Origin of the sequence: Paraglaciecola sp. L1A13, from assembly GCF_009796745.1 — a bacterium.
Classification (GTDB): Bacteria; Pseudomonadota; Gammaproteobacteria; order Enterobacterales; family Alteromonadaceae; genus Paraglaciecola.
The window spans coordinates 3,710,650-3,725,975 of record NZ_CP047024.1 but is presented as its reverse complement, the minus strand read 5'-3'; the positions used below and the strand labels follow the sequence as shown (position 1 = coordinate 3,725,975).

Genomic DNA, 15,326 nt, shown 5'->3' with positions numbered 1-15,326 from the left:
TGTTCCTAGACTCCAGCAATCTGTGTTTGTTGTTTTTTCTGATGATCAATTCGATCGGCTAAATGGGTGTTGTTTAATACATGGATCAGGGCTTTGACGCCAGACTCGACGATATCTGTGGCTAAACCGATGCCATTAAAACGGCGACCGTTATATTCAACGACGACGCTCACTTGAGCTAGTGCATCGGCCCCTTCTCCTTTTGAGTCGAGTTTGAAATCGACGATATCAAGCTGTTCGTGACCTAACACTTTGATAATAGCGTTGTATGCAGCATCTACTGGGCCATTGCCTGTGCATGACTCAATGATTTCTTCATCGCCAACCTGTAATTTAACGGTGGCGCTAGGGATGATCTCTTTGCCTGAACTTGCTTGTAAATAAAGTAACTTATAGTGCTCGTCCGCGGGTTTTTGCTTATCAAAAAACAATAAGGCTTCAAGGTCATAATCAAACACTTGGCCTTTTTTGTCGGCTAATTTTACGAATGATGCATATAAGGTATCTAAATCGTAGTCTTGTGCTTTATAACCCAACTCTTCAAGACGGTGCTTGATAACGTGGCGGCCTGAGCGCGACGTTAAATTTAAATTATTTTTGTTTATACCCACACTTTCTGGGGTCATTATCTCATAAGTATTTTGCGCTTTTAAGACGCCGTCTTGATGGATACCAGAAGAATGACTAAAGGCATTTGCACCTACAATCGCTTTGTTCGCTTGCACTGGCATATTACATAGCTGACTGACCAATTTAGAGGTGCGAGAAATTTCCTGACTGCGAATATTGGTGTTTAAACCCAACATGGCTTGGCGGGTTTGTAAAATCATGGCAATTTCTTCTAACGAACAATTACCAGCGCGTTCGCCAATACCGTTGATTGTGCATTCAATTTGACGTGCACCGTATTCAACTGCCACTAATGAATTGGCAACCGCTAAACCTAAATCGTTGTGGCAGTGCACTGAAATAACCGCTTTATCGATATTGGGCACCCGATTAAACAAGTTTTGAATAATGCCACCAAACTCAGTTGGTGTGGTGTAACCCACAGTATCGGGAATATTAACGGTGGTTGCCCCTGCATTAATGGCTGCTTCAACCATTCGGCATAAGTAATCAATAGGTGTGCGGCCAGCATCTTCACAAGAAAACTCAATGTCGTCTGTGTAGCGACCTGCATGCTTAATCGCTTTTACCGCCATTTCAACCACTTCATCTTGTGATTTACGTAACTTGCTCGCTACGTGAATGTCAGAGGTAGCAATAAAAGTATGTATTCTAAATTGTTCAGCCACGCTTAATGCTTCACCGCAGGCATCGATGTCTTTTTCTAAGGCGCGAGATAATCCGCAGACAGTGGCATTTTTGATTTCTTTGGCAATACTACGTACCGATTGAAAATCGCCCGGTGACGATACTGGAAAGCCGGCTTCGATGATGTCAACGCCAAGTCGCTCTAGCGCAAAAGCAATTTGTAGCTTTTCTTTCATACTCAAGCTTGCCGCTAGTGCTTGTTCGCCATCACGTAACGTGGTGTCGAATATTTTGACCTGGTTGGACATATCTTTTCCTCTTTTAAATGACGCGCTTTTAAAGCGCTTTAAACGAAAAAACCCGTGCTAGGCACGGGTTTTTAGTTATTGTTTGCGTTTCGCTTACAACCTACCCGTACAGTCTTGCTGTCAGCAGAAGTAGAGTTGATAGTAAAAATATTTTCATTTTATATTAAGCTCAAAACGTCAGTGCGCTATTTGTAACTCTTTGGATGGCATGCGTCAACCTTAGTTAACAAATCAACATATAACAAAAATGCATATAAACTTGATTTATCAGGGAAAACAGGTGGTCTGACTAGTTTTTTAGTGGGTATTGATGTGAATTGTGCAGAATAATTCTGCTTATCGAAAATTTTTCCAATTAATACTGCCGGAAAGTAACAGCTCTCTGAGGGTTAATGTTCGAGGATGACTACGACCTTTGTGGTTCCAAGTATGTCCACAGCAGGCGGCTGAAAAGATGGCGTTACTAGGACGCAATAATACATATTTACCGAGCGCAGCATGATCACGAATATTGCTACTAGAGCGGTCAATGTCATTGGTTCCATTCATAGCAAACCAGCCAAATTTATTGCTATGCAGTTGCTGAGTATCGGTATCAATGCGGTCAATAGAGTCTAATTCTAAATGTTCACCATTTATGTTTTTCACATAAATTACAACCGGCAGACCCGATCGAGCATATTGCACAAACCATTGGTGCGTTTTATCTTTATCGTGTCTTCTACCCATGCAGGTAGCACTTTGTTTTGCTTGCCAGCTGGCGTTATGCACATCAACAGACAAAGGGCCTGTATGGTGAATGAAATGATATGCGGCGCGTTTAACATGATGGCGTAGACCACCTAATTTGCGTTGTAGCAAACTGATATTAGAGATGGGTTGGTGGGCAAGAGTAATTAGTTCACGCTCATACAAAGCATTACAAATTTCAGCAAAATGGGTCTGCTGCTGTGAGTCAGAGAATATATTTACTTGGGGTTGCGCGGGAGGCGTCACCATAAGAAATGAGGGGCAGCAAACGCTGCCCGCTTACATCTAAAAGGCTTTAGCATATACTAAAGCACTTCAGATATAGGTCTTATTGACCCTTTATTTCTTTACGTCCGCCGTATGTTGCTGCATCACCTAGCGCTTCTTCGATACGCAATAGTTGATTATACTTAGCAACACGGTCAGAACGACACAATGAACCTGTTTTGATTTGTCCTGCAGCTGTACCAACCGCTAAATCAGCGATAGTTGCATCTTCAGTCTCGCCACTACGGTGAGAGATAACTGCCGTGAAACCAGCAGCTTGTGCCATACGAATGGCTTCAAGGGTCTCACTCAATGTTCCGATTTGGTTAAACTTAATCAAAATTGAGTTAGCTACACCATTATCGATGCCGCGCTTAAGAATTTTGGTATTAGTCACAAACAAATCATCGCCAACAAGTTGTACTTTGTCGCCAATTTTTTTGGTTAAGCTTGCCCAACCGTCCCAATCGCTTTCATCAAGGCCATCTTCAATAGAGATGATAGGGTACTTAGCTGCAAGATCAGCTAGGTAATCACCAAAGGTTTCTGAATCGAATACTTTGCCTTCGCCTTTAAGATCATATTTACCATCTTTGTAGAACTCAGATGCAGCGCAATCTAATGCTAACGTCACGTCTTTATTCATTACGTAACCTGCATTTTCAACGGCTTGAATAATCACTTTTAGTGCTTCTTCATTTGAGGCAAGGTTTGGTGCAAAACCACCTTCATCACCAACGGCAGTGCTCAAGCCTTTAGCAGAGAGTACTTTTTTCAAGCTATGGAAAATTTCAGCGCCCATGCGCAATGCTTCACGGAAGCTAGGTGCACCAACGGGTTGAACCATAAACTCTTGAATATCAACGTTGTTATCAGCATGCTCGCCACCGTTGATGATGTTCATCATAGGGACAGGCATTGAGTATTTACCCGGTGTGCCGTTAAGCTCAGAGATATGTTGATACAAGGGAATTTTCTTTTCAATTGCAGCCGCTTTAGCGACCGCAAGAGATACGGCAAGAATAGCGTTAGCACCAAACGTTTCTTTGTTTTCAGTACCGTCTAAATCGATCATGATTTGGTCGATTTTCTTTTGTTCAAATGCACTATTACCAAGCAGGGCAGTGGCGATATGTTCGTTAATCGCGGCTACCGCTTTCAGTACACCTTTACCTAAATAACGGCTTTTATCACCATCGCGCAATTCTAGCGCTTCGCGTGAACCAGTAGATGCGCCAGATGGTGCAGTCGCTCTGCCCATTGTGCCTGACTCTAAGTATACATCTGCCTCAACCGTAGGGTTACCACGAGAGTCCATGATTTCACGACCAATGATTTTACTGATGTTTGACATATTTGACATATTTGTAGCCTTGTTATAAAAAATTATCGTTTACCTGAGAGCAGATACGCTTAGTTTTCAATCGTTTGCTAATTATTATTTTTATAATATTCGCCCGCGGCTTTAACAAATCCTTCAAACAAAGGATGACCGTCGCGAGGTGTAGAGTTAAATTCAGGGTGAAATTGCCCCGCCACAAACCAAGGATGATCGCCTAGTTCGATGACTTCTACTAGACGTTTGTCAGTAGACAGACCAGTTACTTTCAATCCGGCTGCTTCTAACTTGTCACGTAAGTTGTTATTTACTTCATAACGATGACGATGACGTTCGTAAATCTCAGATGAGCCATACAACTCATGTACCTTGCTGCCAGGAATTAAATGACACAACTGGCTACCCAAGCGCATGGTGCCGCCCAAATTTGATTCTTCAGAACGCTGTGCGGTGCTGCCATCAGCATCTAGCCATTCAGTGATCAAGCCAACGACAGGATAAGGCGTTTGCGGATCAAACTCTGAACTGTTGGCGTTTTCAAGGCCAGCAACATTGCGCGCAAATTCGATAATGGCTACTTGCATACCCAAGCAAATACCTAAATAAGGAACTTTTTGTTCACGGGCATACTTGGCTGCTGCAATCTTGCCTTCGATACCACGCTCACCGAAACCACCAGGCACTAAAATTGCGTCACAACCGTTGAGAATTTGATCTCCTTTGCTCTCGATGTCTTGAGAGTCAATGTAACGAATATTAACGGTCAAACGATTTTTAAGTCCAGCATGTTTAAGCGCTTCATTAACTGATTTGTAGGCATCAGGTAGCTCAACGTACTTACCGACCATGGCGATTGTTACTTCGCCAACCGGGTTAGATTCTGCGTATAACACCTGTTCCCATTCGCTCAAATCCGCTTCTGGGCAGTCTAGGCCAAAGCGTTGTACAACAAGCTCGTCCATACCTTGTGCTTTTAGTGCTGCTGGTATTTTATAAATGCTATTGGCGTCTTTTAGGGAGATAACCGCTTTATCAGCTACGTTGGTGAAAAGAGCAATTTTTTGGCGTTCGTTTGAAGGTAATGCATTTTCTGAACGACAAACCAAAATATCAGGCATTATGCCGATTGAGCGAAGCTCTTTAACAGAATGTTGCGTAGGCTTGGTTTTTACTTCGCCCGATACTGCAATGTAAGGCACCAATGTTAAGTGCATATACATAGCATGTTCACGGCCTACTTCGGTGCCCAATTGACGAATCGCTTCTAAGAACGGTTGTGATTCAATATCACCTACGGTTCCACCAATTTCAACAATAGCTATATCAACGCCTTCAGCACCGGCAACGATACGGCGCTTAATTTCATTGGTGATATGCGGTATGACTTGAATTGTTGCGCCTAAGTAATCACCACGACGTTCGCGTTTAATGACTTCTTCGTACACACGGCCAGTTGTAAAGTTATTGCGTTTAGTCATACGGGTGCGAATAAAACGCTCGTAGTGACCTAAGTCTAAGTCGGTTTCAGCGCCGTCGTCGGTGACAAATACTTCACCATGCTGAATGGGGCTCATTGTGCCTGGATCGACATTAATGTATGGGTCGAGCTTCAACATGGTCACATTAAGACCACGTGCCTCTAGAATAGCAGCGAGTGATGCAGCAGCAATGCCTTTACCAAGTGATGAAACGACACCACCTGTGACGAAAATATAGTTTGTCATGAGTACCCTAAGGCGTTGGAGTTGAGTAAGATTTTTTTAATACTGATGTAGTCGAGCTCCCTTTAAAAGGCGTGACATTATTCAGTACCGGACGGCGTAACAGTATACGTAAATACGACCCCACAGACAATTGAAAAGAGCCTTAGGTTTGCAAAAAATATACAGATTATGGCATTTTATTGGTTTACACTGTGGACCAAATAGTCAAAGGATTAGCTTTATGGATAAAATGCGTCCCATTTTAGTGGTTGATGATGTCGAAGCCATCTGCACTTTTATAAGTACTGTGCTGCAAGGGAATGGCTATATGCAGGTTGATACAGCGAGCGATTCGGCTGAAGTGATGGCCCGAGTGTGCCGTAAAGATTATCAGCTTATCTTAATGGATATTAAACTACCCAAAGTGGATGGTTTAGAGTTATTAAGTATTCTTCGTGAAGAAATCCCCGAGGTGAAAATCGTTATGTGTTCGGCTGATACGTCGGAAGAAACGGTAAATCTGTCATATGAAATCGGCGCAGTTGGTTTTCTTGAAAAGCCGGTAACACCTATGAGTCTCCTTAGTTTAATGGAGCGTCTGTAAAACAACGGCTCACCATAAACGTTACATGCAATATTTAGCTTAACGTTTATGGCAAGTTATGGCCTTTCAAGTCTATCTGACTAATTTCTTTAATTGATATAAATAATCAAGCGCCTGTTTCGGTGTAAGATCATCCGGTTGTATGTTGTGTAACAGATTCTCAGCTTCACTAACAGGCGCTAATAAATCTAATTGAGTTTCGCTCTTTTCCTTAGGAGGGGCAGTTTTGATTGGGTTTGGTTGACTCACCAACGGCTCTTGGTTCCCAGCACTGCCAGTTTCAAGCTCATGTAATTTTCGCTTGGCGGCTTGCACAACTTGCTTCGGCACGCCAGCCAATTGTGCAACTTGTAAACCATAACTCTTATTAGCCGCGCCATCTTGTACCGCATGCATAAAGCGAATGGTATCGCCATGTTCGACAGCATCTAGGTGAACATTCGCCAGTTCGGGCAGTGAATCAGCTAGACTGGTCAGTTCAAAGTAATGGGTGGCAAATAAGGTAAATGATTGAAGCGTAGTGGCGAGGTATTCGGCACAGGCCCAAGCGAGAGACAAACCGTCATAGGTACTGGTGCCTCGGCCAATTTCATCCATTAACACTAGGCTATTGGCCGTCGCATTATTTAATATATTCGCAGTTTCAGTCATTTCAACCATAAAAGTCGAGCGACCAGAAGCAAGATCGTCTGATGCACCAATTCGGGTAAATATACGATCGATAGGACCAATTCGGGCATCTTGGGCAGGAATATAACTGCCGATATAGGCCATTAAAACAATTAGCGCTGTTTGGCGCATATAAGTTGATTTACCGCCCATGTTTGGACCTGTTATCACCAGCATTCTGCGCGACGGATTCACTTCAATCGGGTTGGCAATAAACGGCGCATCCGACACTTGCTCTACCACAGGATGACGACCCTGACTAAAATGAATGCCACTTTGGGCACATAAATCTGGGCAATGGTAATCTAGGCTCTCGGCACGTTCCGCTAGGTTCGTCAGTACATCTAGCTCGGCAATAGCGTCAGCACTTTGCATAAGCTCTTTTAGCTTTGGTAGCAGTAAATCGAATAACTCTTCATACAGGCGCTTTTCAAGGGCTAACGAGCGACTTTGGCTACTCAGCACATTGTCCTCATGCTCTTTGAGCTCAGGAATAATATAACGCTCGTTATTTTTTAACGTTTGACGACGTACATATTCCACTGGCACAAGATCTGACTGGCTGCGGCTAACTTCAATAAAGTAGCCATGTACACGGTTATAACCCACTTTTAAGCTGGCAATGCCGGTACGTTCTTTTTCACGTAATTCCAATGCTTCTAAATAGTCTGTTGCGCCTTTTGACAAGGCTCGTAAGTGATCAAGCTCTTCGTTATAGCCTTCTTTTATCACCCCGCCATCACGAATTAACACCGGTGGCGCTTCAATTACTGCACGTTCAAGTAATTCAGCAAAGTCAGGATACTGACTTATTTGGGCAGCAAGTTGCGGTAAATCACTATGCTGGGCGTTTTCTATTTCATGCTCAAGGTAGCTTTGAATATCAGGTAATAGTGCGAATGCTTGGCGTAATCGTGCAAAGTCTCTTGGACGAGCACTGCGCAAAGCCAAACGTGCTAACACGCGCTGCATATCACCTATTTTTTTAAGTGCGCTTTGCAATTGGCTATATGGCGAACTCATTAGTGCATGAATATTACGCTGACGGCCCTTCAATATTGTTACGTCAGTTAAAGGGCGGTGGATCCAGCGTTGTAGTAGTCGACTGCCCATGGCAGTGGCTGTTTTGTCTAATATGCTAGCAAGGGTGTTTTCTGTGCCGCCAGATAAATTAAAGGTCAGTTCTAAATTACGTCTTGTCGCAGCGTCCATAACAACTGTGTCATTATGCGATTCAAGTACGATACGATCGATATGCGGTAATGCAGCGCGCTGAGTATCTTTGATGTATTGCATTACGCAACCTGCTGCGCATATACCTACTTGATGATTCTGGACCCCAAAACCAGATAATTCGCTGGTGCCAAATTGGCTGGTTAACTGGGTAGTGGCGGTTTGTAAGTCGAACTCCCATTGGGGGCGACGACGTAAACCTTTGCGCTGATTGATTAGATGACTGTAAGCAAAATCATCAGGGTATAAAAGCTCAACGGGATTCGTGCGTTGTAATTCAGCTGCAAGCGCTTCTTCACCTGCTAGTTCGCACAATGTGAAACGACCACTGGTTACGTCCAGCGTGGCGTAACCAAATACCAAGGCCTGATTAGTCTTTTGTACAGCACAAAATACTGCCGCCAGTATACTGTCTTGTTTATCGTTAAGCAGGGCTTCGTCAGACACAGTCCCAGGGGTAACAATACGTTGTACGCGGCGCTCTACGGGCCCTTTGCTGGTGGCTGGATCGCCAAATTGTTCGACGATCGCTACTGATTGCCCCATTTTGACTAATCGTGCTAAATAGTTTTCAACCGCATGATAGGGTACGCCTGCCATCGGGATTGCATTACCGCCAGATTTGCCTCTGGCCGTAAGAGAAATATCAAGTAACTCGGATGCTTTTTTTGCATCATCAAAGAAGAGCTCATAAAAATCACCCATACGATAAAACAATAGAATATCTGGATGCTCAGCTTTTAATTTCAAATATTGCTGCATCATAGGTGTGTGTTGCTGCAAAGAAGAGGGGTTGGTTTTAACCGACTCGGCTGATGATAACGTATTCGTTTTAGGCATTCTGGATGGCACTCTTGTTTGTATCGCTTTTAACGCTTTGTTTCATTATCAATGTTTGGCATGCTAATGAAGCCCGCTAAGTAAAATTAGCGAGTCAGATAACCCCATGATGGATGCAAAATATGACAAACAATTCAATTCAATTAGCGCAACAACTCGGTAAAAAGCTACAGCAATTAGGCTGGCAAGTAACCTGTGCTGAGTCGTGCACTGGAGGGGGCATAGGATACGCCATCACAAGTACATCTGGAAGCTCAAGCTGGTTTAAAAGTGGCTATATTACCTATTCGAATGAAGCGAAACACACCCTTTTAGGCGTGAGTGAGCAAACCTTAATCGACTTTGGGGCAGTGTCTAAACCTGTGGTAGAACAGATGGCGCTGGGGGCTGCGCAAGCTGCCAACGCTAACATGGCTGTTTCCGTCAGTGGTATCGCTGGGCCTGATGGCGGTAGCGCAAAAAAGCCAGTCGGTACGGTTTGGTTTGGTTTTGCCGTTAACGGTGAGGTGTCTACGCATTGCCAGTGTTTTAATGGTGACCGGCATCAAGTCAGGGAACAAGCAATAGAGTTTGCTTTGCAGCAACTACTGGCGCTGTGTTAATTCAGTTCTGCAGTAAAAATTTTGCTAAACATAACACTGGTTTATTCTAAATTGGCCAAACCCATCAATTGAGAGAGCAACTATCATGATCGCAGTAGGAGCATTTGAAGTTAATTTAGCAGCGCAAAATGATGAAACTGCGCCAGTAGGACGCATGTTAATCGATAAAACCTACACTGGAGCGTTAGTGGGTAAAGGCGTAGGGCAAATGATCAGTAAGCGTACTGAAAATGGCACTGCCGTGTACTTCGCCATCGAGGAGTTTGAGGGCAGTCTCGCGAATAAAAAAGGAGGTTTTACCCTGCTGCACAAAGGTGAAATGTCAGCTGCGGCCCAATCGTTAGAGATTACAATTTTGACTGGCTCGGGAAGTCATGATCTACGTGAGATTAGCGGTAAAATGCGTATTATTCAGCAAGAAGATAAGCACAGTTATGAACTGGAATATCATTTATAGCGTACAGTTTCTATTATTACCGCTCAATGCATTACGTGTGATTATTAATTTACCGTGGACTAACAACGACAAAAATGCGCATTTACCGGATAAACTAAGTGGAAAAAATAATAGGTAGTTGCCTATGCAGTAGTGTGCGTTTTGAATGTGATGATGTGATAAAACACTTTCATTTATGTCATTGCTCGCAATGCCAAAAAGCGACAGGTTCAGCTCATGCATCGAACCTATTTACTGAGATTAATAATATTACATGGCTTGCTGGTGCAGAACTGGTCAAGCGTTACGACGTGCCCGGACGTAGCATCTCAAATGCGTTTTGTGGCCAGTGCGGAAGTGCGCTACCTTATGCGTCTTTATCTGGTAAAGCCTTGGTGATCCCGGCAGGTTGTTTAGATAATGCATCAAGTACCCAACCGCAAAGCCATATTTTTTATGCTGAGAAAGCGAGCTGGTACGAACCTGCGTTAGGCAGCATAAAATACAATACCTTACCCAGCGAAGAGTAATCAAATATGTTGTTTTGTTGATTAAAAACTCTGCGCACGTATAACCTTGCATAGAAATGACACTAAGTAATGGGAGTGTAGGGGCTAGTATTGGCGAATAAGACAGATATCTGCCCGCTGTACCGTACAATAATATTAATTTAAAATTTAGTTATGTTACGTCAATCAACGACTTTGTTGTCTTAACAAAGGCCCAACATGACTATTTTTAGAAAGCGACTTGTAACTGTATGGTTGTACAGTATAATAACAAAATAGAATTTCAAATTCCGGAGACCGAAGAATGGTTACTACGACAGACAAAAGCAAAGCATTAGCCTCAGCAATGGCCCAAATTGAAAAGCAATTTGGCAAAGGCTCAATTATGAAATTGGGTGAGAATAGAACAATGGATGTAGAAACTATTTCTACAGGCTCGCTGGGTTTAGATATTGCTTTGGGCGCTGGCGGCTTCCCGATGGGACGAATTGTTGAGATTTACGGGCCTGAGTCAAGCGGTAAAACCACTTTGACGCTTGAGGTTGTTGCTGAAGCTCAACGTAACGGTAAAGTATGTGCTTTCGTTGATGCGGAACATGCCCTTGACCCAATCTATGCCGCAAAATTGGGTGTTAATATCGATGAACTTTTGGTCTCTCAACCTGACACGGGTGAACAAGCACTAGAAATATGTGACATGTTAACGCGCTCTGGTGCTGTCGATATTATAGTGGTCGATTCAGTCGCCGCCTTAACGCCAAAAGCAGAGATTGAAGGTGATATGGGAGACAGCCATATGGGTCTTCAAGCCCGAATGCTTTCGCAAGCAATGCGTAAGCTGACAGGTAATCTAAAACAGTCGAACACGATGATGATTTTCATCAACCAGATCCGCATGAAAATTGGTGTGATGTTTGGTTCTCCTGAGACGACTACTGGTGGTAATGCCCTTAAATTCTACGCGAGTGTTCGATGTGATATTCGCCGTATAGGGGCTGTAAAAGACGGTGATGAAATCACAGGTAACGAAACCCGAGTAAAAGTGGTTAAGAACAAAATTGCACCGCCCTTTAAACAAGCTGAATTTCAGATTATGTACGGTGAAGGAATTAACAGAGATGGCGAGTTAATTGACTTGGGCGTAAAACACGGATTTGTGCAGAAGGCTGGCGCTTGGTATAGCTATGGCGAAGAGCGTATCGGACAAGGTAAAGCAAATTCAACCAAATATCTCAAAGAGCATAAAGAAGTGCGAGACGAACTGAATAAAAGACTCAGAGATTTACTGTTAAGCCCTAAAGATCCTGCACCGAAAGAAGCGGTGGTTCCAGAGCAAGAAGAATAAATTATAAGTAGAAGAATACGTTCTTCAACTTTGTATAAACGAAAAGACCGTCGACTGACGGTTTTTTTGTGCCTATTTAATGAGACCTAAAAAAGTTTATGTGCTCATTGATTCGAGGTGGTGAGGGAATGTTAAAAAACAATACTAAGTATGTTCAATCAAAGAATTGCAGCGGTATAACTCACGCAACCATCGAGTTAAACATGTTTTGATACCTTGTTATAATCCTTGGCCCAACTCTCTGGAAACTTGCCCTGCAGCACGTAGGAAAAACTAATAAGTTCTGCGATGACGTGATAAAGCTGTTCAGGGATTTCTTGACCTAAATCTAAGCTCGCTAGAAATTCACTTAGATAAGGATCTTCATGGATCAATACACCACTTTCTTTGGCCAAGGCGATTATCTCGTCGGCTAATTCGCCAAATCCCTTTGCCACCACCAGAGGTGCATTTTTTTTATCCCCGTCATGATGTTTTATCGCGACAGCACTCTTAGCCTTCGGGTTATCTGTATTTGCTTTATCATTGCCTGACATACGGTCTCTACTTTTATCTTTAAGCCAAAGTGTAAATTAAACTTGCGTTTGCAATAAGTGATAGGGACGTTGACGCAAGGTGTCAGGTATTTTCCCCAACTGACATTGGCTTTTGGTGACTTCAATTCCTAATGCAGTGAGTCGCTTATTAAATAGCGGCAAAAAATTCATTACTTGGTGTTTGGTTTGTTCATTAGAGGTATAAAAATCGAGTTCTAAGGTTCCTTCGCGTAGCTTAGCTTTTGTCAGCACCTCACCTAGGTCGCCAGCGTTTAACTTAACAGTTAAATGCCAAATACGATTATTCTGTGTATTTTCGTCGCTTGCCTCTTCTTCATTTGCACCGTGCTCTCGGCGGATCATTAGTTCTATGTCTTGCAGTTTATTACCAAAAGCAGAGGGTAGGGTATAATAAAAGCTGTCTTGCCCTTGCAGAAGTTGCTCCGCATTACCGATTTTGCTGCTTTGATGACCGGCAAATAAACGACTGATTTCCCGTAATATTTGGTGTTTTTGTTCTAACTGAGCAAATTCATTTAGTCCTTTGGAATTTACCGTCGTATTGCTTTTACCTGTGTTGCTGGAATTTGCATTTGGCTCTGAGCCAAGTAACGAACTAAGACCACGTGAAAGTTTTTCACCCTGATTGGGCTGGTTGCGAGCAAAGCGCGACGCCAAAGATATTTGTATTAAAGTGACCAAACCGCTGAGCATACCTTGGCCTGAAGCAGGACTGATAATTTGCGTTGCATTTAAACTAAGCGCAGAAGCGGTCAGCAATTGACGTATTTGACTGACATCTTGCTCCTTACCCTGGGGGACCCCTTCCTTTATTTGTCCGAGCATCTGCTCTTTTAATCCTTTAATCGACGGCTCATCAATAAACTGATTGTCCGTCAATGCAGTGGCTATACGACTTAAGGCATCGCTAGGTTGCTCTGCTCTAGCTTGTACTACCCGTAGTAACGTATGCAAAACCTCTATGGCTTGTGCCTTCACAGTTGGAGTCATAACCGGTGCTGTAATAGTCGGGGTGGCGGCAGGTTGAACATTTATCGGTGCATTACCTAAAGTTTGCGCCGCAACAGAGGGTGTTTCAGACGATTTAGGATTAGCCGTTTTACTCGTATTGTCAGTTGGCGGCGCCGCAGTTACTTTTTGCATTTGCACCTGAGTATCAGCTACTTTTATCGACGATTGCGTTGTGCTTTGTGTCGAAGTGAGCGGTACTTGCCCACCGACTTTACCCTCTGAATGGGTTTGCCCTGAAGCGATGTTCTGAGTTGCTCGTTTATCACCGCTAAAAGCATTAACTATCTGGCTTAGACCTTCACGCACTGCTGCCACAATAGGCGTACTGACTTTTTGCACGGTTTCAGTTGTTGCTGTTATCGGGGCTTTCTGCTCAGCAGAAGCTTGATTAGCTTGAAGCACATTCGTTAACGGATTGGTACTTAGTTTAGGTGATGCTACCGGTATTGCGCCATTTGCTATTTCCATTATCACGCGCTGGGTTTGCGCATTTACCGGTAGATTCAATGTTTTCACCAATTCAAGCACGGCACCGGCGTTTTGCTGAGTGATATTGATGTGGGCACTGGCCCGAGGCTGAAATTGGGCTAATGTTTCCGGATTACGAATAGCTGCGCTGCCATCTTTATTAATATTCAATTGTATTTTACTGGGTGGCAAATTTTGCAGGGCGTTAATAAGTGACGCGTTATCAGAAGAAACTTTACGTAAAGTGCTGGGGGAGTGGGTTAGCCCTGAATATTCCTGACTAGAAGGCAGAGTTGTTGCGCGTTGCAATACTTGACTCAAAACTTTGCTGTCTATGGTTAATTGCGTGGTGGGCTGTTTATGCGACACGCCAGCGTTTAACGCGCCGCTTACTAACAACTGCTTGATGGCCGGCGCGAGTTGTTCCAATGATGCTTTCGCTGGAATACTCTGTGCGTTAGGTGTGGTAGCAGTGAGTAATACTTGCCATTGATTGCCGATAGGTTTCAATTTGAGATTAACGGCGTCACCAGTTGTGATGGCTGACTGTGCACCGGCGATCACATTAAGACTGACAGCAGGTTGGTTCGGGTTTCGACTGATGCTTAAAGTGAATTGATTCCTTACACTGCTGGTCACCTGGGCTTGCGTCGTCAAAAGTGCAGGCGGTATACGCGCAGCCTGTAATTGATTGGGTGGTAAACTTAAAATTCGTTCCAACTGCTGGCTGCTTATCGTATTTGTCAGTGCGCTACGATTCACAGGTGTTTGCTCGGTGCTAACAAATTGCAGAATTGGGTTTGCTACTATTTTTTGTGCTTGTGCTTGTGCTTGGACTTGGATTGCAGTCGGACTTTGTCCTGAACTATTTATAATGCTTGTCACGGCCGTTGTTAGAGCAGAAATTGCATTTGCATTGGTTTGACTAGTCGTTTGAGTTTTAGCTGGCACAACTGTGCTTATAGCGGCGTTAGCACTGGCTGTGGAAGCTGCGACTAAATTATTAGCACTATTCGCAGCGGCGCTGGTAACACTGACGTTATAGCGTTGTTGTATATCGAGCCGTCCCTTGATATCGGCACTGGGTAGTACGACTGTTTGGCCTTGTGCAGTGGCGCTCACGCTGACTTGATTAGGCGAAACTTGCTGCACAACTACCTCTGCGCTTTGACGCTGGGTATTCGTCGACGCAGCCACTTGTTGCGCTTGAGTAGCGGTTGTTTGCGTCGTTGTTGTGAGTGGGCTATCAGACATAGATGATTTATCGGCCGCGAGCGAAGAATATTAATCTAAATGTAGCACGAACCATCTTTAACGTTACCACGGTTCTCGTGCGTCGATGTAAATGGTCTATATACCAATTTAATTGCATTGATAAACCCCTCGAATTAGCCTGCGATAATTATTAAATAAGCGTCTATTAGCCGG

At 43.7% G+C, this 15,326-nt stretch carries 12 protein-coding genes; 5 read left to right on the top strand and 7 right to left on the bottom strand.

Annotated features, from left to right (window positions below; genetic code table 11):
- Positions 1–5: 5 nt before the first annotated feature.
- The 4 genes from leuA to GQR89_RS15785 form a co-directional block, all read right to left on the bottom strand.
- The gene (gene leuA / locus GQR89_RS15800) at positions 6–1,565 is read right to left on the bottom strand and encodes a 2-isopropylmalate synthase (RefSeq protein WP_158770930.1); all 1,560 of its coding nucleotides are present in this window, start codon (positions 1,563–1,565) and stop codon (positions 6–8) included.
- 336 nt (positions 1,566–1,901) lie between these two features.
- Positions 1,902–2,564: a hypothetical protein gene (locus GQR89_RS15795; RefSeq protein ID WP_158770929.1), complete on the bottom strand. Its 663-nt coding sequence runs from the start codon at positions 2,562–2,564 to the stop codon at positions 1,902–1,904.
- Between the two features lie 79 nt (positions 2,565–2,643).
- On the bottom strand, positions 2,644–3,936 hold the full coding sequence (gene eno / locus GQR89_RS15790) for a phosphopyruvate hydratase (RefSeq protein ID WP_158772290.1): 1,293 nt from the start codon (positions 3,934–3,936) through the stop codon (positions 2,644–2,646).
- Between the two features lie 77 nt (positions 3,937–4,013).
- Complete coding sequence (locus GQR89_RS15785) at positions 4,014–5,645, bottom strand: CTP synthase (RefSeq protein WP_158770928.1); 1,632 nt, start codon at positions 5,643–5,645, stop codon at positions 4,014–4,016.
- 220 nt (positions 5,646–5,865) lie between these two features.
- Between GQR89_RS15785 and GQR89_RS15780 the strand changes: the two genes are divergently transcribed.
- The gene (locus GQR89_RS15780) at positions 5,866–6,228 is read left to right on the top strand and encodes a response regulator (RefSeq protein WP_158770927.1); all 363 of its coding nucleotides are present in this window, start codon (positions 5,866–5,868) and stop codon (positions 6,226–6,228) included.
- Between the two features lie 72 nt (positions 6,229–6,300).
- Here the strand turns inward: GQR89_RS15780 and mutS are convergent, their stop codons facing one another.
- A complete protein-coding gene (gene mutS, locus GQR89_RS15775) occupies positions 6,301–8,970 on the bottom strand; it encodes a DNA mismatch repair protein MutS (protein ID WP_158770926.1) in 2,670 nt (889 codons plus the stop codon).
- 122 nt (positions 8,971–9,092) lie between these two features.
- On the opposite strand from mutS, the gene pncC reads away from it, so the two are divergent.
- From pncC to recA, 4 genes are all read left to right on the top strand, one after another.
- On the top strand, positions 9,093–9,572 hold the full coding sequence (pncC, locus tag GQR89_RS15770) for a nicotinamide-nucleotide amidase (RefSeq protein ID WP_158770925.1): 480 nt from the start codon (positions 9,093–9,095) through the stop codon (positions 9,570–9,572).
- Positions 9,573–9,657: 85 nt separating this feature from the next.
- Entirely contained in the window at positions 9,658–10,029 is a 372-nt protein-coding gene (locus tag GQR89_RS15765; protein WP_158770924.1) for a DUF3224 domain-containing protein, read from the top strand.
- Between the two features lie 98 nt (positions 10,030–10,127).
- On the top strand, positions 10,128–10,538 hold the full coding sequence (locus tag GQR89_RS15760; RefSeq protein WP_158770923.1) for a GFA family protein: 411 nt from the start codon (positions 10,128–10,130) through the stop codon (positions 10,536–10,538).
- A 283-nt stretch (positions 10,539–10,821) separates the two neighbouring features.
- Positions 10,822–11,862 carry a recombinase RecA gene (gene recA, locus GQR89_RS15755; RefSeq protein ID WP_158770922.1) on the top strand — a complete coding sequence of 347 codons (1,041 nt, stop codon included), beginning with the start codon at positions 10,822–10,824 and terminating at the stop codon, positions 11,860–11,862.
- Positions 11,863–12,059: 197 nt separating this feature from the next.
- Here recA and GQR89_RS15750 read toward each other — a convergent pair whose 3' ends face one another.
- Both GQR89_RS15750 and GQR89_RS15745 read right to left on the bottom strand, forming a co-directional pair.
- Entirely contained in the window at positions 12,060–12,398 is a 339-nt protein-coding gene (locus GQR89_RS15750; protein ID WP_158770921.1) for an EscU/YscU/HrcU family type III secretion system export apparatus switch protein, read from the bottom strand.
- A 36-nt stretch (positions 12,399–12,434) separates the two neighbouring features.
- On the bottom strand, positions 12,435–15,152 hold the full coding sequence (locus GQR89_RS15745) for a flagellar hook-length control protein FliK (RefSeq protein WP_158770920.1): 2,718 nt from the start codon (positions 15,150–15,152) through the stop codon (positions 12,435–12,437).
- Positions 15,153–15,326 lie beyond the last annotated feature (174 nt).

What these genes read in the sequence shown, in the direction of transcription:
- GQR89_RS15750 (WP_158770921.1), bottom strand. Translation starts at nt 12,398, where the DNA reads ATGTCAGGCAATGATAAAGCAAATACAGATAACCCGAAGGCTAAGAGT.
- GQR89_RS15785 (WP_158770928.1), bottom strand. Translation starts at nt 5,645, where the DNA reads ATGACAAACTATATTTTCGTCACAGGTGGTGTCGTTTCATCACTTGGT.
- leuA (WP_158770930.1), bottom strand. Translation starts at nt 1,565, where the DNA reads ATGTCCAACCAGGTCAAAATATTCGACACCACGTTACGTGATGGCGAA.
- recA (WP_158770922.1), top strand. Translation starts at nt 10,822, where the DNA reads ATGGTTACTACGACAGACAAAAGCAAAGCATTAGCCTCAGCAATGGCC.
- GQR89_RS15765 (WP_158770924.1), top strand. Translation starts at nt 9,658, where the DNA reads ATGATCGCAGTAGGAGCATTTGAAGTTAATTTAGCAGCGCAAAATGAT.
- pncC (WP_158770925.1), top strand. Translation starts at nt 9,093, where the DNA reads ATGACAAACAATTCAATTCAATTAGCGCAACAACTCGGTAAAAAGCTA.
- mutS (WP_158770926.1), bottom strand. Translation starts at nt 8,970, where the DNA reads ATGCCTAAAACGAATACGTTATCATCAGCCGAGTCGGTTAAAACCAAC.
- GQR89_RS15795 (WP_158770929.1), bottom strand. Translation starts at nt 2,564, where the DNA reads ATGGTGACGCCTCCCGCGCAACCCCAAGTAAATATATTCTCTGACTCA.
- GQR89_RS15745 (WP_158770920.1), bottom strand. Translation starts at nt 15,152, where the DNA reads ATGTCTGATAGCCCACTCACAACAACGACGCAAACAACCGCTACTCAA.
- eno (WP_158772290.1), bottom strand. Translation starts at nt 3,936, where the DNA reads ATGTCAAACATCAGTAAAATCATTGGTCGTGAAATCATGGACTCTCGT.
- GQR89_RS15780 (WP_158770927.1), top strand. Translation starts at nt 5,866, where the DNA reads ATGGATAAAATGCGTCCCATTTTAGTGGTTGATGATGTCGAAGCCATC.